Origin of the sequence: Paraglaciecola sp. L3A3 (assembly GCF_009796765.1) — a bacterium.
GTDB lineage: Bacteria > Pseudomonadota > Gammaproteobacteria > Enterobacterales > Alteromonadaceae > Paraglaciecola.
In genome coordinates, this window is the sequence record NZ_CP047023.1 from 1,966,509 (window position 1) to 1,991,430 (window position 24,922).

The 24,922-nt window shown below is 37.3% G+C and carries 23 protein-coding genes and 1 other RNA gene; 15 read left to right on the forward strand and 9 right to left on the reverse strand.

Annotation, left to right across the window (positions count from 1 at the left end):
• Window positions 1-48: 48 nt before the first annotated feature.
• On the reverse strand, window positions 49-837 hold the full coding sequence (locus GQR87_RS08165) for an inner membrane protein YpjD (protein ID WP_158968270.1): 789 nt from the start codon (window positions 835-837) through the stop codon (window positions 49-51).
• A 246-nt stretch (window positions 838-1,083) separates the two neighbouring features.
• Between GQR87_RS08165 and ffh the strand changes: the two genes are divergently transcribed.
• The 7 genes from ffh to rplS all read left to right on the forward strand — a co-directional run bounded on the left by ffh (window position 1,084) and on the right by rplS (window position 7,971).
• A complete protein-coding gene (gene ffh, locus GQR87_RS08170) occupies window positions 1,084-2,469 on the forward strand; it encodes a signal recognition particle protein (protein WP_158968272.1) in 1,386 nt (461 codons plus the stop codon).
• Window positions 2,470-2,546: 77 nt separating this feature from the next.
• Window positions 2,547-4,829, forward strand: coding sequence for a bifunctional diguanylate cyclase/phosphodiesterase (locus GQR87_RS08175; RefSeq protein ID WP_158968274.1), 2,283 nt, complete (start codon window positions 2,547-2,549; stop codon window positions 4,827-4,829).
• Window positions 4,826-5,584 carry a molybdopterin-synthase adenylyltransferase MoeB gene (moeB, locus tag GQR87_RS08180; RefSeq protein ID WP_158968276.1) on the forward strand — a complete coding sequence of 253 codons (759 nt, stop codon included), beginning with the start codon at window positions 4,826-4,828 and terminating at the stop codon, window positions 5,582-5,584. The genes GQR87_RS08175 and moeB overlap by 4 nt, the downstream gene beginning before the upstream one ends.
• A 415-nt stretch (window positions 5,585-5,999) precedes the next feature.
• Window positions 6,000-6,248 (forward strand): 30S ribosomal protein S16, encoded by a 249-nt coding sequence (gene rpsP / locus GQR87_RS08185; protein ID WP_158968278.1) that lies wholly within the window; start codon window positions 6,000-6,002, stop codon window positions 6,246-6,248.
• A 34-nt stretch (window positions 6,249-6,282) separates the two neighbouring features.
• Entirely contained in the window at window positions 6,283-6,813 is a 531-nt protein-coding gene (rimM, locus tag GQR87_RS08190) for a ribosome maturation factor RimM (protein WP_158968280.1), read from the forward strand.
• Window positions 6,813-7,592 (forward strand): tRNA (guanosine(37)-N1)-methyltransferase TrmD, encoded by a 780-nt coding sequence (gene trmD, locus GQR87_RS08195; RefSeq protein WP_158968282.1) that lies wholly within the window; start codon window positions 6,813-6,815, stop codon window positions 7,590-7,592. The genes rimM and trmD overlap by 1 nt, the downstream gene beginning before the upstream one ends.
• A gap of 19 nt (window positions 7,593-7,611) precedes the next feature.
• The gene (gene rplS / locus GQR87_RS08200) at window positions 7,612-7,971 is read left to right on the forward strand and encodes a 50S ribosomal protein L19 (RefSeq protein WP_158972930.1); all 360 of its coding nucleotides are present in this window, start codon (window positions 7,612-7,614) and stop codon (window positions 7,969-7,971) included.
• An 84-nt stretch (window positions 7,972-8,055) separates the two neighbouring features.
• On the opposite strand, the gene GQR87_RS08205 is transcribed toward rplS, so the two are convergent.
• The 6 genes from GQR87_RS08205 to pspF are packed head-to-tail and all read right to left on the reverse strand — an operon-like array spanning window position 8,056 to window position 14,459.
• On the reverse strand, window positions 8,056-8,841 hold the full coding sequence (locus GQR87_RS08205) for an ATP-binding cassette domain-containing protein (protein ID WP_158968284.1): 786 nt from the start codon (window positions 8,839-8,841) through the stop codon (window positions 8,056-8,058).
• Window positions 8,841-9,836, reverse strand: a complete 996-nt coding sequence (locus GQR87_RS08210) for an oligopeptide/dipeptide ABC transporter ATP-binding protein (RefSeq protein ID WP_158968286.1) — start codon at window positions 9,834-9,836, stop codon at window positions 8,841-8,843. Before GQR87_RS08210 ends, GQR87_RS08205 begins: the two co-directional genes overlap by 1 nt.
• The gene (locus tag GQR87_RS08215) at window positions 9,833-10,729 is read right to left on the reverse strand and encodes an ABC transporter permease subunit (RefSeq protein WP_158968288.1); all 897 of its coding nucleotides are present in this window, start codon (window positions 10,727-10,729) and stop codon (window positions 9,833-9,835) included. Before GQR87_RS08215 ends, GQR87_RS08210 begins: the two co-directional genes overlap by 4 nt.
• The gene (locus GQR87_RS08220) at window positions 10,716-11,747 is read right to left on the reverse strand and encodes an ABC transporter permease subunit (protein ID WP_158968290.1); all 1,032 of its coding nucleotides are present in this window, start codon (window positions 11,745-11,747) and stop codon (window positions 10,716-10,718) included. The genes GQR87_RS08215 and GQR87_RS08220 overlap by 14 nt, the downstream gene beginning before the upstream one ends.
• Window positions 11,747-13,378 (reverse strand): ABC transporter substrate-binding protein, encoded by a 1,632-nt coding sequence (locus GQR87_RS08225; RefSeq protein WP_158968292.1) that lies wholly within the window; start codon window positions 13,376-13,378, stop codon window positions 11,747-11,749. The genes GQR87_RS08220 and GQR87_RS08225 overlap by 1 nt, the downstream gene beginning before the upstream one ends.
• A complete protein-coding gene (gene pspF / locus GQR87_RS08230) occupies window positions 13,362-14,459 on the reverse strand; it encodes a phage shock protein operon transcriptional activator (protein WP_158968294.1) in 1,098 nt (365 codons plus the stop codon). The genes GQR87_RS08225 and pspF overlap by 17 nt, the downstream gene beginning before the upstream one ends.
• Before the next feature lie 217 nt (window positions 14,460-14,676).
• Between pspF and pspA the strand changes: the two genes are divergently transcribed.
• From pspA to GQR87_RS08260, 6 genes are all read left to right on the forward strand, one after another.
• On the forward strand, window positions 14,677-15,354 hold the full coding sequence (gene pspA / locus GQR87_RS08235; RefSeq protein ID WP_158968296.1) for a phage shock protein PspA: 678 nt from the start codon (window positions 14,677-14,679) through the stop codon (window positions 15,352-15,354).
• 28 nt (window positions 15,355-15,382) lie between these two features.
• Complete coding sequence (pspB, locus tag GQR87_RS08240) at window positions 15,383-15,619, forward strand: envelope stress response membrane protein PspB (RefSeq protein WP_158968298.1); 237 nt, start codon at window positions 15,383-15,385, stop codon at window positions 15,617-15,619.
• The gene (gene pspC, locus GQR87_RS08245; protein ID WP_158968300.1) at window positions 15,616-16,071 is read left to right on the forward strand and encodes an envelope stress response membrane protein PspC; all 456 of its coding nucleotides are present in this window, start codon (window positions 15,616-15,618) and stop codon (window positions 16,069-16,071) included. Before pspB ends, pspC begins: the two co-directional genes overlap by 4 nt.
• A 62-nt stretch (window positions 16,072-16,133) precedes the next feature.
• Window positions 16,134-17,564: a YcjX family protein gene (locus tag GQR87_RS08250; protein WP_158968302.1), complete on the forward strand. Its 1,431-nt coding sequence runs from the start codon at window positions 16,134-16,136 to the stop codon at window positions 17,562-17,564.
• Window positions 17,561-18,610 carry a YcjF family protein gene (locus GQR87_RS08255; protein ID WP_158968304.1) on the forward strand — a complete coding sequence of 350 codons (1,050 nt, stop codon included), beginning with the start codon at window positions 17,561-17,563 and terminating at the stop codon, window positions 18,608-18,610. The genes GQR87_RS08250 and GQR87_RS08255 overlap by 4 nt, the downstream gene beginning before the upstream one ends.
• 72 nt (window positions 18,611-18,682) lie before the next feature.
• Entirely contained in the window at window positions 18,683-20,215 is a 1,533-nt protein-coding gene (locus GQR87_RS08260) for a sigma-54-dependent transcriptional regulator (RefSeq protein ID WP_158968306.1), read from the forward strand.
• 42 nt (window positions 20,216-20,257) lie between these two features.
• Here GQR87_RS08260 and GQR87_RS08265 read toward each other — a convergent pair whose 3' ends face one another.
• The gene (locus GQR87_RS08265) at window positions 20,258-20,725 is read right to left on the reverse strand and encodes an Lrp/AsnC family transcriptional regulator (RefSeq protein WP_158968308.1); all 468 of its coding nucleotides are present in this window, start codon (window positions 20,723-20,725) and stop codon (window positions 20,258-20,260) included.
• 314 nt (window positions 20,726-21,039) lie between these two features.
• Here GQR87_RS08265 and ffs point away from each other — a divergent pair.
• An RNA gene (gene ffs / locus GQR87_RS08270) (signal recognition particle sRNA small type) lies at window positions 21,040-21,136 on the forward strand.
• Between the two features lie 28 nt (window positions 21,137-21,164).
• On the opposite strand, the gene GQR87_RS08275 is transcribed toward ffs, so the two are convergent.
• Window positions 21,165-21,437: a late competence development ComFB family protein gene (locus tag GQR87_RS08275; RefSeq protein ID WP_158968310.1), complete on the reverse strand. Its 273-nt coding sequence runs from the start codon at window positions 21,435-21,437 to the stop codon at window positions 21,165-21,167.
• Window positions 21,438-21,696: 259 nt separating this feature from the next.
• Between GQR87_RS08275 and GQR87_RS08280 the strand changes: the two genes are divergently transcribed.
• Window positions 21,697-24,666 carry a TonB-dependent receptor gene (locus tag GQR87_RS08280; RefSeq protein ID WP_158968312.1) on the forward strand — a complete coding sequence of 990 codons (2,970 nt, stop codon included), beginning with the start codon at window positions 21,697-21,699 and terminating at the stop codon, window positions 24,664-24,666.
• The last annotated feature ends 256 nt before the right edge of the window (window positions 24,667-24,922 follow it).

Genomic DNA, 24,922 nt, shown 5'->3' on the forward strand with positions numbered 1-24,922 from the left:
ATGAAATCGCACTTTAAGGGCAAATTGTTTGCTATTCAAGTGTGTTGCTCAATTAAGTAGTACTTCTCGTACAAAGCGACTACCAAAATAGGCAAGTGTGAGTAAAAAGCCACCAATAATAGTGAAACTAATCACAGATTTACCTCGCCAGCCAAATTTTGCATGGCCAAATAAAATAACGCTATAAACTAACCAAGCTAATAACGAAAGTACGGTTTTGTGAGCTTGTTCTTTGGCAAACATATTGTCCAAAAACATAAAACCACTGACAAGTGACAAGGTCAGTAAAACTGTGCCCACTAATAAAAGCTTAAATAATATATGCTCTACGTCCATTAAAGGAGGTAAAGATGAATGAAGTAATGAAGCATTTTTTTCTTTCAGTCTTAAGTTGATGTAAGACAATTGCAGAGCATATAAGAAGGCAATACCTAAACAAGCATAAGCAAACAGTGCCAAGCTGACATGAACTAATAATGTAGGTTGTACACTGACTTGCATCACATGGGCATCAGGCATCAACTGACTCAGGATAACTATTACTCCAGTAAATCCATATACTACCGGTAATAAAATTGTATTAGCTACCTTAAATGAGGCAACTAACATAGTGACGCTAATTAGCCACCCCACTAAAGATGCAACATTTAAAATGCTCATGTTTTGGCCAAGCTCGACAAAGACTGTGTTTTTTAATATGAAGCTGTGCAAAACAATGGCAATACCAATAGTCATGGCGGCCAGTGGTTTGTTTGGACCTTGCTCTTGAAACATACCCGTAACAATGATGCCAGAGGTCAGCAAATATAATACAAAACACACTAATTCTAACAACATGAGTTTTTCTCTCGGAAGTATTTGGTTAAAAATGTTGAAAACGACATGAGTGTGATTTTGTCCTTATTTAATTCGTGTGGTTTTTACAGGGCTAAAAATATCATTATTTCTGGTGACATTACATAGTGAGCAGACTTTTTAGTGCACATGTGGTAAAAATCTGCACTTATATAAGCTAATCGGCATTCTTATCTGAGTGCTTATTCGATATAATCCTATTAATTAACAAATCTAGGTAATAAGCAGATGTTCGAGAATCTCACAGAACGATTAAGTAAAACCCTTAAAGATATCAGTGGTCGAGGAAGATTAACTGAAGACAATATAAAAGATACCTTGCGTGAAGTGAGAATGGCACTACTTGAAGCTGATGTTGCTTTACCTGTAGTAAAAGATTTTATCGCTCAAGTAAAAACAAGAGCTGTTGGGACTGAAGTTAGTAAAAGTCTCAACCCAGGGCAGGTTTTTATTAAGATAGTTCAATCTGAACTTGAATCTGTAATGGGAAACGTCAACGAATCTCTTAATTTAGCTGCGCAACCGCCAGCCGTTGTTTTAATGGCAGGCCTGCAAGGTGCGGGTAAAACTACCAGTGTCGGTAAACTGGCTGCGTTATTAAAACAAAGAGAAAATAAAAAAGTGTTAGTGGTGAGTGCTGATGTATATCGCCCAGCCGCTATAAAACAGCTAGAAACTTTAGCCACAGATGTCGGTGTTGAATTTTTTCCTTCTTCAATTGAACAAAAACCAATTGATATTGTGGAAGGAGCAATAGATTTTGCCCGTAAACACTTTTTTGATGTGTTATTGGTGGATACCGCTGGTCGCTTGCATGTTGATGGCAAAATGATGGAAGAAATTCAAGCCTTACATAAAGCTATTAATCCGATTGAAACACTTTTTGTGGTTGATGCTATGACAGGTCAAGATGCCGCGAATACGGCTAAAGCATTTAATGATGCCTTACCACTAACAGGTGTTATTTTGACAAAAGCAGATGGTGATGCCCGTGGTGGGGCTGCTTTGTCTGTTAGACATATCACAGGTAAACCTATTAAATTTATGGGGATGGGGGAAAAGCTTGATGCCTTGGAAGCTTTTCATCCAGAGCGTGTCGCTTCTCGTATTTTGGGCATGGGTGATGTTCTTAGTTTAATTGAAGAAGTCGAACGTAAAGTCGATAAAGATAAAGCGCAAAAACTTGCCAAAAAAGTACAAAAAGGCAAAGGCTTTGATCTTCAAGACTTTAAAGAACAATTGGAACAAATGCGTAACATGGGTGGCATGATGTCGCTTATGGATAAAATGCCTGGTATGGGTAATATGTCTGCACAAATTAAAGACAAAGCAAACGATAAGTCATTTAATCAGATGGAAGCTATTATTAATTCCATGACTCCCGGAGAGCGCAGTAAACCAGAAGTCATTAAAGGTAGTCGAAAACGTCGCATCGCAGCAGGTTCTGGTACTCAAATTCAAGACGTCAATAGAATGCTGAAACAGTTTACCCAAATGCAAAAAATGATGAAAAAAATGTCAGGCGGTGGGGTGAAAAAAATGATGCGCAACATGAAAGGTATGATGCCTCCAGGCGGACCTGGTGGGATGGGTGGAATGTTTCCTCCCCGTTAGTTCGCCATTAACGGACAGTAAATAAATGCGTTAATTTGCTGTCCTACATTCAATGATCAGGCGCTATAACTTTACCTATGAATATTACAAATAAACCTTCTTTTACCCTTATTAATTTTATTTTTGTGTTGATATTCATTTTGGGTGTTTTGGTAAGTGGATTTATTTTTTATACCGGTGATCAGATTGTTGAAAACACTAGGGGCTTGATCACAAAAAAATTGCCGACTTATGATTTACTTCGTGAAATTAATAATAGTATTACTGAACAAGAACGTTTTTTATACGAGTATTATGCCACTGAAGATGAAATCAAGTTTTCAGAACATTACCTACAAATCAAACAAAAAACTCATAACTCATTAAGTGCTTTATTTGTCAAATTTGGCGCTATTGCGCCGCTAAAAACTACCCTTGAACAATTGGCCACCCTTGACTTAATTAGCGAGCAGTTTGTAACTAATATCCATTCTCCAGAAACGAATTGGCAATTGGCCAGAAAACAACTTCAAAAAATCAGTCAAATAAGAGAGACTGTGATGCCTGAGTTACAACACTTAATTGAGTTAACCAGAAATAACGTCAAACGATCTGAAAACTCAATTACCAGAGGTTTAGGTCAAATTAGCTTTTTTGTTATGTTCTATGGTTTTGTTACTTTATTGATTGTTTATAGTGTGATCCGCGCTTGGAAAGCCTATCTACTTAGCAATGCCAATAGTGAACGTTTGTCTTTGTTCCCTAAACGAAATCCAAATCCTGTGATCAGCTTAGATATACATAATCAGGTGACCTATAGTAATCCTGCCTGTAAACGTTTCTTAGAACAATTAGGTAAACCTAGCGAGCAAGCTACGGCTTTATTAGCTACAAATTTAGATTATTATCAACAGTTAGTCTTGAGTGATGAAAATACCGATTCATTATTATTTGAATACGATACAGGTGCTGTTTATTTTCAATGTGAATTACATTGGTTAGCGGACCAAATGCAATGGGATATTCATTTAACTGACATTACTGCTCGCAGGGATGTTGAAAAAGAACTGGAATATAGAGCAACACATGATCCAGAAACGGGTCTAAAAAAACGTTATGAATTAGAAAAAGCGGTAGATGAATTGTCTCTCGCAAAAACACCCTTTTCGCTAGGTTTATTAGAAATTCGTTCATACAGTCAACTTATCTCCCGCAGCGGCCTTACTGCAGCATCAACTGTTGTCAAAGAAGTGGGCGTGTCTATCCAACATATTATTAATGGCTTAGGTGCAGACTACTTTGAAGCTTATAGAGTAGGCGAGAAAAACTTCGCACTAATAAGTGTACATTATTTGTCGAAACCGCAAATTGAACAATTAATTGAATATATAGAACAAAAATTAGCGGCGACTATTTTTCATTGCCAATATAGAGTTAAGCTTGATTTCGGCTTTGCTTGTAGCCCTGAACATGGGGCCAATTATACCGAATTGTTGTTAAGTGCTATGGCTGCGCTAGATAAATCAGCTAGAAGTGATAACAAAAACCATGTGGTGTTTACTCCTGAGTTGGGGGCAAAACTGCAATATCAGCAGCAATTAGTTGAGGATCTCAAAACTGCTATCGATTTAAAACAATTTGAATTGTATTTTCAACCACAACTTTGTTTGTTAAATAAAAAAATTGTCGGAGCTGAAGTGCTCATTCGTTGGCAAAGAAACGGCCAGTGGATATCGCCTGCTGAGTTTATTCCGCTTGCCGAAACCTCTGGTTTGATTGTTAATTTAGGTGATTGGATATTAAGCCAAGCTTGTCATAAAGCCCGCCAGATGTTTGATTTAGGATTACACGACTTAGTTATTGCGGTTAATATATCTCCTATTCAATTTGCTCGAGCTGACTTTTTACATAAGGTTACGCAAGTATTAAAAGAAGCTAATTTACCGGCTAAACACTTAGAGTTAGAAATAACTGAAGGTGTGATTATTTATAATGAACAAGAGACAATTGATACCATAGAACAACTGAAAAAACTTGGGGTTAAACTGTCTATTGATGACTTTGGCACAGGTTATTCATCTTTAAGTTATTTAAAGAAATTTCAGATTGATAAACTTAAGATAGATCAATCATTTGTGCGGCATATTCAAACTGAGGCTGCAGATCAGTCAATAGTTAAAACCATTATAGAATTGGGTCGTAACCTTGAACTTAAATTGATTGCCGAGGGAGTGGAAGAACTAGAGCAGTTGTCTTTATTAAAATCTATGGGCTGTGATGAAATTCAAGGCTATTATTTCAGCCGTCCCCTTGCAGAAAATGACTTTATTAAATTTGTTACGGATTACCAATCAGAAGATTACCGAGCAGAAAAATTATGAAGCAAACTTTAACAGCCAAACAAGCGATGCGTTACAACAGGCAAATATCGCTAGAAGGCTTTGATTTAGACAAACAGGAAATTTTGCTAAATAGTAGAGTATTACTCATTGGTGTTGGTGGTTTAGGCTGTGCTGCAGCACAATATCTGGTTGCTTCTGGAGTAGGAAATATCATCTTAGTTGATGATGATAAAGTTGATTCTTCTAATCTACAAAGACAAATATTGCATGGCGAGCAAGATGTTGGACTGGCTAAGTGTGATTCAGCTAAAGTATCTTTACAGGCTTTAAATGCCGAGTGCGATATAGAATGTATTAAACAGCGAATATCTGAGAATGAGCTACCAAAAATCTTAGATAGGATTGATATAATAGTCGATTGTAGTGATAACTTAGCCACAAGAAATCAACTAAATGACGCTTCGGTTAAGCAAGGAGTACCTCTTGTTTCTGGTGCGGCAATCCGTATGGAAGGGCAAATATGTTGTTTTGTGCCTAGTCCCCAAAACCCATGTTACCAATGTTTAAGTACATTATTTGCTGAGCAACAACTGAGTTGTGTGGAAGCTGGCGTAATGTCCCCTCTGGTAGGCATAATTGGTGCTATGCAAGCTTTAGAGACCATAAAATTATTAACTGAATTTGGTCTAGTAGCAAATAATAAACTAATGATATTTGACGCTAAGAACAGTCAGTGGCAAACATTTAATCTTCGAAAAAATACAAACTGTAAAGTGTGTCATTCCGCAACATAATGGATCTCACAACATCTCCCTATCTAATGCCATCACCACAAAGTAAATAACCTGAGCCCTGGATAAGAAGTATCGTTTAAGCTAAATATTAATTTATAATTCAATGGCTTACACATGTTAGTCCAAATTCCCCAACCTAAATACTCACTCGGTGACGAAATTTTTCGTGTATAGCAAGGCGGATTGTCGTACGTAATAACGTGTTATTGCTAGACAATCCAACGCCGCTAGGCATAAAAAGAGCGTTACCGAGCGGTTCGGCTTATCCAGTATTCAGGTTAAATATATTCATATTTACTTGAATTAGGCTTGCATAAACAGCTGAAATCCGTACAATACGGCGGCCTTTTATCTGACATTAGTTAGGTGGGGTAAGTTAAGTTAACGTTAACGCTACAACGAGTTTGAGGCATATATGGTTACTATTCGTTTACAGCGTGGTGGCGCTAAAAAGCGTCCATTTTATCAAGTAGTGGTTGCAGACAGTCGTCGTTCACGCGATGGTCGTTTCATTGAAAACATTGGTTTTTTCAATCCAACAGCACAGGGTCAAGAAGAGCGTTTACGCTTAGATCTAGGCCGTGTTGAGCATTGGGTTGGGGTAGGCGCAGGCTTATCTGACCGTGTTGCACGCTTGGTAAAAGATGCACAAGCAGCAGCTTAATTGCAGTTGCTAAAATATTTAAGGGTATAAATAAATGAGTCTCGCATCTGACACATTAGTGATAGGCAAAATCGGTGCACCTTATGGTGTTAAAGGTTGGGTCAAGGTCACATCTTATACTCATGATTTAGAGGGCGTGTTTGCCTACACTCCTTGGCTTTTGGGTCAAGTGCAAGAAGGCAATGAGTACGTCGTCGACCAATGGCGAACACACAATAAAGGGTTAGTTGCCAAACTGGTTGGGGTTGAAACTCGGGATGATGCTGAAAGTATCAAAAATCTTGAAGTCTCTATTAAAGCAGAAATGCTACCTGAATTAGATGACAGTGACGTTTATTGGCGTGAATTAGTCGGCATGCAGGTTATCACCGATAAAGGTTATAACTTGGGTGTTATAAAAGAATTATTCGAAACTGGTGCTAATGACGTAATGTTAGTAAAAGCCAATTTGAATGATGCTTTTGGTCAGAAAGAACGCATGGTTCCTTACTTGTTAGATCAAGTTATCAAGCAAGTGGATCGGAAGGCGAAAACGGTTACAGTAGATTGGGATCCTGCATTTTAATGCAAGATTCTAGTCAGTTACCTCATCGTTGGTTTGGTGTAATAAGTTTGTTTCCAGAAATGTTTCAGACTTTTACCCAACAGGGAGTAATAGGGCGAGCCGTTAAAAATGGCGTGTTGCAAGTAGAGTGTTTTAATCCAAGAGACTTTACTCACGACAAACATCGCACTGTCGACGACCGACCATACGGTGGGGGACCTGGCATGCTGATGATGGTTCAGCCTTTGACTGATGCTATTCTCGCAGCTAAAGCAGCTGCTGGAAGAAAAACTAAAGTGATTTACCTTTCTCCACAAGGGAAAAAGTTAGATCAAGCGGGTGTAAAACAGCTTTCAGAAAATGATAGTTTGATTTTAGTTGCTGGTCGTTACGAGGGTATCGACGAACGTGTAATACAAACACAAGTTGACGAGGAATGGTCAATAGGTGATTACGTGTTAAGTGGTGGCGAACTACCTGCGATGATCTTAATGGATGCGGTTTCAAGGTTTGTACCCGGTGTATTAGGCCATGAACAATCGGCAGAACAAGACTCTTTTAGTCATGGTTTGTTAGATTGTCCACACTATACTCGGCCTGAAAACTTGAACGGGGAACTGGTTCCTAAAGTGTTATTGAGTGGTGATCACGAAAAAATCAGGCAGTGGCGTTTACAACAGTCGTTAGGTAGAACCTGGCAACGACGCCCTGAATTATTAAACGATCTAGCCCTGACTGAGGAGCAGCAAAAACTGTTGGATTTATTCCTACTGAGTTTGCCGCAGCATAATGACAGTTAATCTAGAATGAGAGGATATGATGAGTAAAGTAAATCAAGATATCATCAAGAAAATTGAAGAAGCGCAGCTAAAAACTGACGTTCCAGCATTTGCTGCTGGTGACACAGTAGTTGTGCAAGTACGCGTTAAAGAAGGCGAAAAAGAACGTCTTCAGGCATACGAAGGCGTAGTAATCGCTAAACGTAACCGTGGCCTACACTCTGCTTTTACAGTTCGTAAGATTTCTAACGGCGAAGGTGTTGAGCGTATATTCCAAACACACAGCCCGGCAATCAGTTCTATTGAAGTGAAACGTCGTGGTGCTGTTCGTCGTGCTAAACTTTATTACTTGCGTGAACGCTCTGGTCGTTCTGCACGTATCAAAGAAAAGCTAGGTTAATTTAATTTTTGCGTTACCGTTAACTTATAAGAAAACCCGCCTTTTGGCGGGTTTTTGCTTTTTATTGGTATAACGATTTATTCATTAATCGTTGTGGCGATTAATTAAAGCTTGATGAGCTTCAACTAATTTTTTTGTGTATTCGGCTTTTGGCCAGTTGAAAATAACATCTGTTTTACCTGTCTCAACTACTTTTCCTTGTTTCATAATTATCACTTTATCTGAAATATGACGAACAATTCCTAAATTGTGGGATATAAAAATAAAGCCAAGTCCTAGTTCTTTTTGTAATCTCATCAATAAGTTGACGGTTTGAGAACGCACTGAAGGGTCGAGTGCCGCAAAAGGTTCATCGGCAACGATAATTTTAGGATTGAGTATTATCGCTCTAGCAAGGGCAACCCTTTGTTTTTGACCGTCAGATAACATATGCCGATAAAAAAATTTATGGTCATTCATGAGGCCAACTTGTTTTAAGGTCTGTTCAATTTTTTCTGCTCGTTCCTGTTCGGTTAACTGGGTATTTAGGCGAAGAGGCTCATCTAAAATAGCGGCTAATGTAAGACTGGGGTTTAATGACTCATTGGTATTCTGAAAGATCATCCGAATATCATGACATTTCTGTTGTAGGTTTGAGAGTTGTAAATCGTGACCATTGAGAAATATTTTACCGCTGGTGGGTTGTTCTAAGCCAATCAGTAATTTTGCCAGCAAAGATTTTCCTGAGCCATTTTCGCCAACAACAGCTAATGTTTCGCCAGCTTTTATTTTAAAACTCACAGGTCCAAGTTCAAATAATGGCACCGGAGGACCAAATAACTTACGCAAATATTTTTGGTAAGTGAGTTCTTCTACACTAATTAAATCCATTATTTAGCATCCCAATGTAATGGAAAGTGACAACTATAGTGGTGAGTATGCACTCTACGTACTGCAGGTGTGACTACACACTCCTTTCTGGCTCTAGGACATCTTGGGCCTAACCGACAACCTATTGGCAAGTGATGAAGCGTAGGAATTGTGCCAGCTAAAGAACTTAAACGTGATTTCGGTGCTAAATCTTTTCTAAAACTTGGTGCACTGTCTAATAAGGCTTGTGTGTATGGATGAAAGGCTCTTTTTCTTAATTTTTTTAGTTCGCCTGTTTCAACAGTCTGCCCACAATATAAAACAGTCATAAAATGAGCCATGCTAGAAATGGCGAGCAGGTCATGGCTGACAAATAAGATACTAGTTTGTCGTACTTGGTTGACTCGGCTCAGTAGATTTAAAATTTGAGTTTTAGAGTTAACTTCCATGCCTTTAGTTGGGTCATCTGCAATGATTAATTTAGGCTCGGAAGCTAAGGACATGGCAATCATAAATTTCTGTAAAACATCGTTAGCAATTTGATGGGGATAACTAATCAAGCATAATTTATGATTCTTGATACCCACTTTGTGTAGCAGTTCAATGGCGAGTTTATTTTTTTGAGAATTATTTTGCCAAAACCAACTGCTTTTAAGTTTATCACCGGTCAATAGTTCTTTTAGTTGAACACCTAAAGGCAATAATGGGTCGAGAGAATCAATTGGATTTTGAAATATTACTGATATGTCTTGCCGGATGAGCTTTCTTCGCTCTCGGATAGACATACTCGTTAAGTCTTGTCCTCGCCATGTCATTCTATCGGCAGTGATTTTCCATCTTCTAGGCAATGCACCAACAATAGCTTTAACGATTAAACTTTTACCTGAGCCAGATTCACCCACTAGAGCATGAATTTGTCCTTCGTTAATCACAAGGTTGATTTTGTCTAGAGCTTTTACCCATTCTCCAGAAATATCAATTTCTAATGTTAGGTTTTTTATATCAAGTAAATTCATGATTTTAATAATCTATTTCGTAATGCTGACTGCAAACCATCACCCACTAGGTTAATAGAAACCATCATTAGAAAAATAGCTCCACCGGGTATGGCTATGGTCCAAGGGGCAATATAAGCCACTTCGATACCTTCTGACAGCATTGTGCCTAATTCGGGAGAAGGGGATTGCGCTCCTAAATTAAGAAAACCTAGTGCACTGATATCTAATACCGAAACAGACAAGGCCAATGTGGCTTGAACTACTAAGGCTTCTACCATATTAGGCATAATCGAACGAATAAATATTGTGATATTATTTGCGCCATCTAGTTTTGCCGCTAAAATATATTCTTTTTTCATTTCAGTACTGACAAATTCCCGCGTTTGATGAACAAATTGAGGGATAAGAGCCAGCATAATGGCCCACATACTATTAACTAACCCAGTGCCTAAAATAGCAATGATGATGATGGCAATTAATAACGTAGGGATTGCTTGAATTGAGTCTAAGGTATGATTGAGAAAGCTAGATTTAAACCCTTTACTCATCCCCGCAACTGCACCTAAGCCCACACCAATTAACATGGCTAATATTACTAAAATAGCGCTAATGCCAAAGGTCATTCGACAGCCATATATCACCCTAGAAAGTAAGTCTCGGCCTAGAGCGTCTGTACCAAATAGATGGCTAATCCCGCCATTGGCATACCAAGCTGGTGGAATTAGCAGGTCTCCTGCTTGCTGATATAAGGGATCAAATGGCGCTAAAATTGGGCAAAATATTGTTATCACAACAAAAAATAACAAACAAAACAGGCCCACTACTGCAATATGATTTTTTTGGAATTCTAGCCAAGTAAATTGTAGAGGGGAAGGGTGATACTCCTCTTGATATAAACTAAATCGTGGCATGTTTAAGCCTTCTTCGTTTAGGATCCATTAAGCGTATAGTGAGTTCTATTGACATGGTAAATACCACCACCAAAACAGAGACGGTTAACATTCCGGCTCGAATAGCAGGGTAATCTTGGTGGTATATAGCTTGAATTAACCAGTTACCTAATCCTGGCCAAGAAAATATAGTTTCAACTATCATGGCGTTTGTCAGAAGTGTCGTAAACTGCATAGCCAGCAGTGGAAAAATAGGCATTAATGCATTACGGATGCCGTGACGAAAAAGCACTTGTCTGGCAGTGAGTCCTCTGGCGTAAGCTGCCTTAATAAATTCCATATTCATAGTTTCAATGACTGAACGTCTAGTGATACGAATAATCAAGGTTGTAGTAACTAAAGCTATAGATAAAGTGGGTAATATCAAGTGTCGAATAACATTAAAAACAGCAGCTCGTTTATCGTGAATATCTGACAATAATACATCGACTAAAATAAAGCCTGTAACATTCGGCACATCAAAAAATAGGCTAATACGACCAGATAATGGAAATAAGCCAAACTGCAGTGAAAATATTAAAATAACTAACAAGGCTAACCAAAACACTGGGATTGAGTAACCGATAACACTTATTGAAAGCAGTAAATAGTCAGGTAATTTGTGATGTTTCAATGCTGCTAAAAAGCCTAGCGGGATGCCAATTACTATTGATAGAATGAGTGCATAGGCACTTAGCTCTATACTGGCGGGTAATACATAAGAAATTTCTTCATATAACGGCAAGCCTGAACTAAAACTATAGCCCCAATTTCCAGCAAACAATTCGCCCATATAATGCCAATATTGGACTAATAGCGTTTCTCCCGATTGATAAGAAAAACTACTGGCGTAGTTCTCAGGCATTGTATTTATCTTAATACCTGTAAGGTTTTCTATTGGTTGACCTGGAAATAAATAGGCTAAGAAAAAAGACACAAAGCTTAGTACGAGTAAAGTAATAAGCATCAAGTTAGTATATCGGAGTATGACGTTTATCATTATTTTTTACTGACTCCACCAAATCTAATGCCGCCATATGGATTAATGATCAGGCCTGTCACTTTGTTGTTGTAGGCTTGATATTGGGTTGCATGAGCGATGGGAATAAGGGGCATCTTGTCTGCTAAATATTCATTTGCCTTGGCATAAAAATAGGCTCGCTCATCAATATATTCGTAATCTAACGCTTGATTAATTAATTTATCATATTCTTTAGAACACCACATGGCTCTATTGGTACCTGACTTAATTGAATCACAAGACAGAAGTGGTCGATAAAAGTTATCAGGGTCACCATTATCTGCAGACCAACCAATAAGAACCGAATCATGCATACCTTTGGTTAGATTTTTTCTAAAGGTAGACCATTCGTATGTGACTATATTGACTTGGATACCTATATTTTGCAGGTATGCTCGGATGAGTTCAGCCATTTTGATGGCATTAGGGTTATATGCTCTCTCAACAGGCATAGCCCAGACAGTCATAGAGAAGCCTTCTTCAATACCTTGTTCTCTTAATATTTTTTTCGCGGCTATGGGGTTGTATGACAATGTTTTTATGTCAGATTGATAGGCCCAAGAAGTAGGGGGGACTAAGTTTTTAGCGGCAATTGCCCCATCAAAATATATTGCTTCGATTAAGGCATTTCTATCAATAGCCATAGCTAGGGCTTTACGTACTTCTGGATTATCAAATGGTGGCCTAGTGGTATTAAATGCCCAAAAACCAATATTCAAACCAGGTATTTCATCTAATGTTAAATTTTTCTGCTGGCGAATCACTTCTAATTCAGAATGTGCTGGAAGGGCAATGACATCACATTCTGAGGTGAGTAATTTAGCTAATCTTAATGAACTGGATGAGGTGATATCGAAAATTAATTGATTGGTCAAATCTATTTCACGCCAATATTTTTCATGCTGAGTAAATTTTATGTATCTATCTTGATGAAAACTTAACAGTTTATATGGGCCGGTACCTACAGGTTGTTGGTCAATTAATTCTTGCTGATTTCTAGTAATCAGTGTGTCGCCATATTCAGCAGAGAGTATCACTGCAAAATCAGTGGCTAAATTAGCAAGAAATGAACTTTCACGTTTATTAAGGGTTATTTCTACTCTATAGCCGTTAAGTCTTTTGATGTCTTTAATCAGTTTAGATAAACCTAAACTGTCGGTGTAAGGATATTTTCCGCCAGAAATATGATGATAAGGATGAGCTGCTAATCGCCAACGGTTGAAGCTAAATAATATATCGTCAGCATTTACAGTTCGTGAAGGGGTAAAAATACGGGTCGAATGAAATGATACGTTTTTACGTAATTGAAAAGTATAGGTTTTACCATCTTTGCTAATAACCCAACTGGTGGCAAGTGCGGGTATTATATCCCCTGTGATTGGATCAAAATCTATTAAACGGTCATAAATTTGATGGGACGATGCGTCGACTGTGGTACCTGAGGTATCTAGTTGTGGATTAAAGTTTGCTGGACTTCCCTCTGAGCAATAAATAATCCCATCTTGATCACCATGGGACACAAGTAACTCGTCACATGCACTGCAAACAATACAGAGGATAAAAACTGTAATAGTTTGTATGGAGTACTTTATTTTATTCCATGTTTTCATTTGTTTGGTCTAATAAATTATATTTTTTCAAATAGCCACGAAGCTGATGATACGTTAATCCTAACTTTTCTGCGGTTTTCTTTTGATTAAATTGACTATCTGCTAATGCTTGATTGATTAAGTTAATTTCGTAATCTTGTGACAATTGTTTCAAATCCACCGGAAATTCCGTGCACTGGTCAATACTATTATTTACCGCTTGGGGGGTAGGATTTAATGGTTCTATTACAATAGGAGACTCTGCTGGAGAGACGTTGGCGGTAATTCTATCTTGCGTTTTTATTCTGCCTTTAGGTCGATAAATTGACTCAAAGGGGTCTAATATAATTTGATGAACGGGTAAATTGGGGTTGTTGCTACGATAGACGGCCCTTTCTACCACATTTTTTAATTCACGGATATTTCCAGGCCAATAGTAATCTAATAAAGTTCTTTTGGCTTTTTCGGAAAATCCGCTAAATAATTCCATATCTAATTCCCTTGCCATATTGATAGCAAAGTTTTCGGCTAACATCATGATATCTTCTTTACGCTCGCGCAAAGGGGGAAGGGTAATCACATCAAAAGCTAATCGATCTAATAAATCCGCTCTAAATTCCCCAGAGTCAGCTAATGCTGGTAAATCTTCATTCGTAGCGGCAATTAACCTGACATCGACACTGACACTGCGTGAGCCGCCCACACGTTCAAATTCGCCATATTCTATGACACGTAATAATTTTTCTTGGATCATACCTGAGGTATTGGCTAATTCGTCTAAAAACAAAGTGCCATTATGTGCGGTTTCAAATCGGCCTTCTCTGCGTTTAGCTGCGCCAGTAAAAGCGCCCGCTTCATAACCAAATAATTCACTTTCTAATAAACCTTCATTTAATGCTGCGCAATTTAACTTTAAGTAGGTTTGTTCCCAACGTTTCGACAGAAAATGTAAGCGGGCTGCAACTAACTCTTTACCTGTGCCTCGTTCACCAATGATTAATACGGGTTTATTTAGCGGGGCTATCTGAGATATTTGTTCTAATACTTCTAAAAAATTATTCGATTGACCTAGTAAATTATCTTGTTGGCGAAAACGGCTCATCAATATCCTTAAAATATGGTCTAAACGACTAAGATCTAGTCTAGTTAGTGATTATTGTAGATCTCATCTCCCTAGCTGTAAATTAATATTTGTTTAAAATCAATAATTTAGTGAAAAGCTAATGTTGGCCTATTAATTGAATATTGTTTAAGTAGTTAAACAATAACTCGGTTAACTAATAATTAGTTAATTCACATTTTGATAAGAGGCAAAAACTATGGGTATCTTCTCTCGTTTCACAGACATAGTGAACTCAAATATTAATGCAATTTTAGATAAGGCTGAAGATCCGGCCAAAATGGTTAGGCTAATTATTCAAGAAATGGAAGACACTTTGGTTGAAGTGCGTTCAGCATCGGCTAAAACCCTTGCTAGTAAAAAAGAAATATCTTCGCAAATTCGTAAAGTGCAAGTTGAAGCCGATGATTGGAGAGCCAAAGCACAGCTGGCAATAAGTAAAGATAGAGAAGATCTGGCCCGCGCGGCGTTACAAGAAAAGAAAAAGTGTGACGAACATGGCGTGATGCTTTCTTCTGAGTTGGCTGTTGTGGACGAACAAATTAGTAAATTACAGAATGAAGTAGGCCAATTACAAGATAAATTAGCTGATGCTAAAGCTCGTCAAAAAACAATTATATTGCGTCAGAAAACAGTCAGTTCTAGATTAGAAGTTAAGAAAACCTTAGATAGCGGTAAAGTAGATGCGGCTATGGGACGTTTTGAACAATACGAGCGCAAGATAGATGATTTAGAATCACAAGTGGATGCTTATGATTTAGGCAAAAAAACCTTAGCAGATGAGTTTGCCGATCTAGAATCTGATGAGGAAATTGATAATGAATTAGCTGCGCTTAAAAAAAGTATGCAAGCTAATACTTCAACAAATAAAAAATAAATTGTCAGTCAAGTAAGGAGAAGTCGTTGTGGAAGATGTTGTTGGAATAATTGTCGCGCCTATTGTTATATTTTTGCTATTCGTTGCTCCGATTTGGCTAATTATGCATTATCGAAGTAAGCGACAAATAAACCAAGGTCTGTCTGCTGAGCAATATGCAAGCTTACAAGAATTAGCAAATAGAGCCGATAACATGACAGATCGTATTCATACTTTAGAGTCTATTTTAGATGCTGAAGCCCCCCAGTGGAGAAACAAAGTATGAACGCACGAAAAGCCTTGTACCGGGATCCCAGTAAAGGAAAAATAGCTGGCGTGTGTGCGGGTATTGCTGATTATTTTGGTATGGAATCTTGGGTTGTTCGTATCTTGATGGTTTCTGGTTTTTTCTTATTAGCTGGACCCTTTATTTTTTTTGGTTATATTGCGGCTTGGTTTATTTTAGAAAAAAAGCCTAATCACTTAAGTCAACATCAGGTGTTTAGTCAAAAATATAATACTGATAAAAGTGTTGGTAAAGGATGGCATAATTCAACATCCGCAGAGCCTGAAAAGGTGGTGGTTAAATCTAAAGTATGGCAAGCAGGCGAGCTTCCTTCACAAGCATTATTTGATATTAAACAACGTTTTGATAGCAATGAAAATCGTTTAAGGAAAATGGAAAAATACGTCACCTCTGCTGAATTTCAATTGAACAGAGAAATTAATCAGCTTTGATAGTGTAAATTGATGAGTCTAGAACCGACTCTACATTTCTGACAATTTTAGTAAAAGGTATTATGCAACACTCTATTTTTAAACATCCACAGATTCAGCGAGCTAAACAAAAGTTAAAACTAACTGCATCTAGATTCACTGATAATCACATCAGTTTAGCGGTAACAGGGTTAAGTGGGAGTGGTAAAACTGCATTTATTACTTCATTAGTTAATCAATTATTAGAAGCAAATGAGCAAGCACATTTACCTTTTTTCTCAGTGTTGGCTGAAGGCCGGTTAATTGGGGTTAAACGTGATATTCAACCAAATTTGATTTTTAATCGATTTGCTTATGAGCAGGCAATGTCCGATCTTAGCCAAAATCCAGCCAGATGGCCTGCCTCAACTACAGGTGTGTCGCAAGTTAGGCTGAAAATAAAATACAAAAATGCCCAAGGGTTAAGTCAGTATTTACTCGACGATAGTACTTTAACTTTAGACATTACAGATTACCCAGGCGAGTGGTTATTAGATTTGCCCTTATTAGAAATGAGTTATCCTGATTGGCTTGAACATTGTGATGATGAATTAGCAGATACTAAACGACAGTCTCTTGCTGGGGATTTTTTAGAGGCAGTAACAAACTTACAATTGCTAAACAAAGCTGATGAAATAAGCCTACAAAAAGTGGCAAGTTTGTACTCACGTTATTTGTTAACTTGTCAGACTGAGGGTTATCAGTTATTACAGCCAGGCAGATTTATATTGCCTGGGGAATTGACTAATGCTCCTGTCTTACATTTTTTCCCGATCCCGAAAAGTGTTATCGAAAATCAAAACTTAGATCTTAATAAACCACCTCATGACAGCAATTTGGCCATCTTAATCTCGCGTTTTGAACAATATAAAAATGCTGTAGTGAAACCATTTTATAAAGAACATTTTAAGCAGTTTGATCGACAAGTTATTTTGGTGGATTGTTTAACCGCTTTAAATCGTGGCCATCGGAGTGTTCAGGATTTACAAAAAGCACTAGATTGGTTGATGAAAAGTTTCCAATACGGTACATCTAATCTAATCAATCGTTTGTTTGAACCTAAAATTGACAAACTAGTTTTTGCAGCCAGTAAAGCGGATCATATTACGCCAGATCAACAAGTTAACTTAGTTAAACTGCTGGACAATATGTTACATCAAGCTAGAAAAAAAACTCAATACCAAGGTGTGCTTAGTGAATCTACTGCTATTTCAGCAATTAGAGCGTCTAAGTCAGGTTTGGGTAAAGTGAAAAACGAAGAAGTGCCCATACTAAGAGGGATAGATAATGAGGGGCATACCTTGACCTTATATCCAGGTGAAGTGCCCACTACATGTCCTGAGCCTGATTTTTGGAAGCACCAAAATTTTGAATTTCCAAAATTTATGCCCACAAACTTAGCTGGCAGCCACTCATTACCGCATATTCGAATGGATCAAGTTTTAGAGTTTTTATTGGCAGACAAATTAAAATGAACAATAAATCAGATTCAAAAAATAAAACCGTGTTAAAAGCCGCTAAAGTATTGTCCTCAGATGTTGATTTTGAATTAGAAGATGCGGTAATCAAACCTGCAGAAAGATTGTCTGATAGTGACAACTTTGCAGTAATTGAGCAGGAAGAGCAGATAGAGTTATTAGTTGAAAAGTCCAATGACAGTTTAAATTATTCTTCCAAAGGCAGAACTACAAAACGGTTTGCGGCATTATCACTGCTGGTTTTATTCGCCAGTGTCGCCGAGTTGGTCTCTTTTGTGATTACGATGACAGAAAAAAGAGACTGGTTAGCGGCTGTTTGGCTTGCGATTTTTGTTGGTTTGTTATTTTTTGTTATTCAATTAATTTGGCGCGAGTGGCGTGGTTTGAAGTCTGTAAAACGGCAACAACAAAGTCGGATTGTTACTGAACAGTTATTTCATACTCCAGCAATTGGCTTGGCCGAAGCACAGTGTGAAAAAATAGCTGAAACCCTGCCTATAATTCATCAAGACTCGATTAACGCTTGGCGAGATAATTTGGATGATCATCTGACTGATAATGAAGTTTTATCTCTATTTGAACAACAAGTCCTTGCACCTATTGATAATTTAGCTATTAAGACTTTGACCAAGAATGCATCTGCTGCTGGAGTTATGATTGCGGTTAGCCCATTCGCACTTTTAGATATGCTGATTGTACTGTGGCGAAATGTGCAGATGATCAATCAATTAAGCGAAATATACGGTGTAAAAGTGGGATATTGGGGCAGAGTAAAATTAATAAAAAATATTTTTCATTCTATGGTGTACGCAGGTGCTGCAGAGATATTATCTGATGCGGGTAATTACGCTTTGGGTGCAGGTATAACGGGAAAGTTATCAACTAGAATTGCACAAGGTTTAGGCGCTAGTGTTTTAACTGCAAGGATTGGCTTAAAAGCTCTGAACGAATGTCGGCCTATGCCTTCCCTTTCGGTAACTAAACCTAATTTGACTATGATCACTAAACAGCTATTGGCTGAGTTGACTAATAAGATACGTTAAAAGACTGTTTAAGAATTTTTATCTGTAATAATATCTTTACACTTAATGAAATTATGGCCGCTTGGTTAAACTATGAGATTAGAAGTTAGTTGCAAAGATAGGGTAGGGATCACCCAAGATGTATTAGATATTTTGGTCGAGTACGAAATTGATCTGCGGGGTATTGAAATAGATGAACAAGGAAAAATATTCTTAAACTTTCCGAATATCGAATTTGCTAATTTCCAGCATTTGATGCCTAAAATACGTATGTTAGATGGCATTGAAGATGTAAAAACTACCCCTTTTATGCCAACGGAACGTGAGCAATATCAATTACAAGCATTATTACAAACCTTACCTGATCCTGTTTTATCAATCGATACTAAAGGCAAAATTATTCTGGTAAATGATGTGGTAATCAATCAGCTTAATTTAAGCAAAGATAATATTCTTGGCACAGATATTTCTGAATTTTTAAAAGGATTTAATATCCACCGTTGGCTGGAAAGTAAAACTCCTAAATCTCAGTCTAAAAAAGTGAACTTTTTAGGCCAAGACTACTTATTAGACTTATTACCTGTAATGGTACCCGATTCAGATAAAAATGATATTTTGGCTGGTGCTGTATTTTTGTTTAAATCCGAATATAGGTTAGGTCAACAATTAACCTCTTTTCATCAAGCTAATTTAGACAGTTTTTCGTTGATCCAAGCCAATAGTAAATTAATGAAGCAAGTCATTAAAGATGCAAAACGTATCGCAGAATTAGACGGCCATATTTTACTTTTAGGGGAGACTGGAACAGGTAAAACTATGTTGGCCAATGCTTGCCAGCATGCCAGCCACAGACATGATAAAGCTTTCCTAAAGTTGAATTGTATTGGTGGAAACGAAGCGCTAGAGGCGATGCTATTTGGTAGTGAAATTGGAATGGAGCGGGAAGGTTTATTGCTGCAAGCTCAAGAAGGCACCTTATTAATAGAGGAAATAGGTGACTTACCTTTGTCTACTCAAACTCGCTTGGTTAATGCGTTAGAGTATGGAGTAAAACGATTAACAAATAATAGTGAGTCAGAAAAATTAAATGTACGTCTAATTTGTACCAGTCAAAAAGATTTAACTGATTTAACAGTAAAGGGAGCATTTCGAGAAGACCTTCTTTACCGGTTAAATCAGTTCAGCCTAGTTATGCCACCTTTAAGAGAGTGCAAGGCCGATATCCCTGTATTGATTGAATTTTTTGTGAATAAACAGAGTCTACAATTAGGTCGCAAAGCGCCTAAAATTTCCCAAGCATGTATGGATTATTTGCAAAGTTATTCCTGGCCAGGCAATGTAAAACAATGTGAAAATGTAATATGCATGGCTGTCTGTTTGCTTGAGGGGGATGAATTACTTAAAGAATATATTCGATTGCCAACTAGTCCACAATCAAACAATTATATTTGCCAAGAATTTGCTGGCAGTTTGGACGAAGCGGTTAAAGGCTTTGAAAAAGAGCTTTTAACCCGCTTATATCCTAGTTATCCCAGTAGTCGATTATTAGCTAAAAGATTACATTTGAGTCATACCGCTATCGCCAATAAATTGCGTGAATATGGAATAAATAAAATAGTAAACTAATTTAGTAAGGGATGAATTTATGACACTTTATGATAAATAATTTTATATGTTTTTAATTGGCAGTTCAGTTGTGTTTTTAACCTTTTTTAAGGCAAATGTAGAACTTAGATGATCGACTAAAGGTAAGTTGGTTAGTTTGGTTTTTAAGATGAACTCGTATTCTTCGATACTTTCAACAATCACTTTCAGTAAATAGTCTTTATCACCACTAGTTGTATGGCATTCCACTATTTCATCAATATTTTGTACCGCTTTTTCAAAATCGTTTAATGATTCACCATCATGATTTTTTAGCGACACATATATAAATACCGACACACCTAAATTTAATTTTTTACTGTCTAATAAGGTGACTTTTTGTAAAATTATTTTTTCGGCTTCTAAACGTTTAACTCTGCGCCAACAAGGAGTATGCGATAAACCCACTTTTTGACTAAGATCTGCCATGGATATGGTGGCATCTTTTTGCATGACTCTTAGTATTTCACGGTCAAATTTATCTAATTTCATTTTGGTTTGGTGTTGCGTCAAAGTAGCGAGAATTATATTTTGATAAAGTTTTATATCTTAATCAAGATATATTTAGGACGTTTATCCTAAAACATTTGAATTTTTAATAGTTATTCTTGTTTCTAATAAATTTACGCTATTCTAGAAAACAAAAATAGTTGATAGATAATTTATTTTTTAGTTCGATAAATGAGCGCTAAAATTTTTAATACAATTTTTGCTAATTTAAGTTGCATATACGGGAGGCATTCTTCATAATGCGCTCCCTTAAATAAGTGCATTTAATGTTTTTATTTAAGTTTTCAATGGTGGCCTTTCGGTCCCCTCGCAATGATACTTTGTGGACTCGGTCAGGCCTGGAAGGGAGCAGCCGCAGCAAACGACTCATGTGCCGAGGTGCGGCTGGGAGGGCACCACCAATTTTCTGTTATTCTTTGGTTTATTTATCCTCGCTAGATGTATTGTCTAAAAAGCTTATTGCTTTATCGACTGCATTTATTGCATTCATCTGCATTTGTTGACGTTCATTTGTAGGCAAATAAAAAGACATGTCTACCTCAAACCTGATATATCTTGGTGGAATTTGATTGAGCGCTAAACAACATAAATCAGCTAAATAATCTTCACTTTTGGTTTTATTTAAACCTAAATATTCGATCCTCTCTAATACTAAGTGTTCATAATAATTATGAATATCATCATCTAGTTTCATTTAATATTTCCTAAAACTTAATAGTAAAATTTACTATATACGTAAAGCCGAAATATTGGAAATTGTTTGATTTTTATGCTTGTTATTAGAGTGCTCAGTATTTTTAAGCAGTCTTGAAATGTATCAGATTTTTACCGCTTAAGTTGATCGTTTATGTACTTGTCTATAGTATCCTGCCGCAAGTTTATAATAATTAATTAATAAGTCGTTTTAACGACAAGCTAGATAACATCAATTTGTTATGTTCTGGGGAGAATGCATGTTTACATTTAAAAAAAACGGTGCCGCGTTAGCTGTGGCTATTTCTTTGGGGATCGCACTACCTGCTATTGCAAGCAACAATGATGGGGTTTTATCAGGCAAAGTGTTAGTTGACGGAAATAATCCTTTAGCTGATGCCCAAATAACGGTTGTGGATACCGAAACGGGTCTTACCAGAACGATTGAAAGTGATGACACAGGTAGTTATCGTTTTAGTAAACTTCCCGTAGGATTTTATGAGGTTACAGTTAAAAGAGATGGTTATGAAACCAATTCTATAACGAACCTTGCCGTTCGTATTGGTTCTAACTCAGCTAACATTCCAATGGTAGAAAATGGAATGGAGCGTATTCAAGTGACTGGCGCTCACTTAGCTATTATCGATATTAGTTCATCAGAGTCATCACTGAATATTGGTGAACTTGAATTAGATCGTATTCCCGTTGCTAGAAATGTAACCGCAGTGGCTTTGTTGGCTCCAGGTACCACACAAGGGGACTCTCGTTTTGGCGAGGCAGGTTCAGGTGGTAACTTTGCTTCTTTTGGCGGTTCATCAATTGCTGAAAATGCAATGTATATCAATGGCTTAAACGTCACTAATTTCAGGAATGGTGTTGGTTTTTCAACTGTGCCCTTCGAATTTTATAAAGAATTTCAAGTTAAAACTGGTGGGTATTCTGCCGAGTTTGGTCGTTCTACAGGTGGAGTGATTAATGCGGTAACAAAAAGCGGCACTAATGAATTTAAATTTGGTGGAAATATATTTTATACCCCAGATGCACTGCGTTCATCATCTCCGAATGTATCTGATGCGACCGGTGACCCTTTTATTATTAACAGTGCGGATAGAAGTAGTAATATAAACGGTAATATATATGCTTCTGGTCCGATTATTGAAGACACCTTGTTTTTCTATGCTATCTATAATCCTAAATCTTATAAAGGTGAGAATATAGTTAGTCGAGGTGATGGTTTTAGAGATCGTAGCCAAGAAGACGCCTTTTGGGGAGCTAAAATTGATTGGCATATTAATGATCAACATTTATTGGAATACTTAGCGTTTTCCGATGCAAATGATGTAGTGGATTTTAATCATGAATATGATGTAACAACTAACCAAAAAACAAACTTAATTTCAACTTCAACTACGAGTTCAGGCGGTGACAATTTTTCAGTTAAATACACCGGCTACTGGACTAGTGATTTCACTATTTCTGCTTTGTACGGTGAAAATAAGTATAACATCACCAGTTTAGCTGATAATCAATCTGACTGTAATATGGTGCTTGATGTACGAGAATTTAGTGTTGGATATGACATAGGCTGTGCATCCTTGAATGACTATTTTGTTGAAGTGGGGGAGGACAGCAGAAAAGCTTTTCGGCTAGACGCTGAATACTCCTTAGGCGAGCACTTTATTCGATTTGGATATGATAGTGAAACTAACACTTCTTTTGGGCAGGAAAAATATTCAGGGGAGGGAGATGGCGGTTATTGGATTTTATTTGATGGCGTACCTGGTACATCTTTAACACCAGAAGTGATGGTCCCTGATGGCGTAACTCAATATGCCAGACAACGTGTTAGAACTGTCGGTGGTGAATTTGAAACGCAATCTACAGCCATATATATCGAGGATATCTGGAGTGTTACTGATAACTTCACTTTACAGTTAGGATTACGCAGCGATACTTTCGATAATAAAAATTCAAGCGGCAAAACCTTTGCTAAAATTGAAAATATGATTGCTCCTCGTATTGGTTTAAGTTTCGATTTAAATGGCGATGGAGAATCAAAAATATTCGCTAATATGGGGCGTTATTTTTTACCTGTGGCAAATAACACAAATGTTAGATTATCTGGCAATCAAAGTGATGTGTATGGCTATTACGCGTTGTCTGATGTTGAGCAATTAGAATATAAAGGTTTTCCTTATTATTTCCCCGTGTTAGGTGAAAAATTTGGTGAACACGTCACTTCTCGAGGAGTGGAACCTGATACTAGTGTGATTGTTGATCAAGCATTAGATCCTATGTTTCAAGATGAATTTGTAGTTGGCTATCAAGCTATAATTAATGATGATTGGTCTTGGGGAATTAAAGGTGTCCGTCGTGAATTAGCCGGCGCCATTGATGATATGCTCATCGATCACTTTACTGAAAAGGCTTATGGTTGTGGTCATGTAGATGGTAATTACGTGTTAGGCAATCCAGGTAAAGATATGCAGGTTAATATCGATACTGATTGTGATGGTATCGGAGATGGTGTGATCACTATTTCAAGTGCAGATTTAGGTTATCCTGTTGCAGAACGTTATTATAATTCTGTAGTTGTGAATATAGATCGTCAATGGGATGAAGTATGGATGTTGTCTGCATCATATACATGGTCTCATTCATACGGTAATACAGAAGGACTGGTAAAATCAGACAATTATCAGGCGGACGCCGGTTTGACTACTGATTTTGATTATGTGGAATTAACTGATGGCGCATATGGAAATTTACCTAATGATAGACGGCATATGTTTAAAATGTTTGGTGCTTATCAATTAACAGATGCATTTTCAGTCAGTGCTAGTCTGCGAGTAGAGTCGGGCCGTCCTCGTAATGGTTTTGGGGTCGGTTACCCAGAAATAGGGTCTCTGGAATACGTTCAGACATATTATGTGTGTAGTGATTTATGTGATCAAGGTGCAGATGCTAATTTCACATTCAACCCGCGGGGTAGTTATGGCACAACCGATTGGATCAATACACTTGATTTAGGTGCCGCATACTCACTTAATTTGGCAGGTATGGATATGCAAGTTCGTGCAGACATATATAATGTTCTTAATAGTGATGCAGTTCGCTACTATCGCGAAAACGTCGAATTAAGTTTAGGTGAACAAGACCCTACTTTTGGTTTACCCAATAATTGGCAAACTCCGCGCTATGTGCAGTTAAGTTTTTCTTTTGATTATTAATTGGACAAATAATTGATTTAAGTGAATAAGGTCTCTATAAGAGGCCTTTTTTTTTGCGGAAAAAAATTGAGTGATTTTATTATTAAAGTAACTCATATATATACAAAAGCCATATATAAGCTAAACCTGTGTGATTTTTGAACTAATATATTAAAGTTTAATCCGTTTGTTAGCATTATTTTATATTTACCCCAAAAGCAATCAAAATATTTTACTAAATCTTAACTATTGGTCTTAGTTGTGCCTTGACAATTTG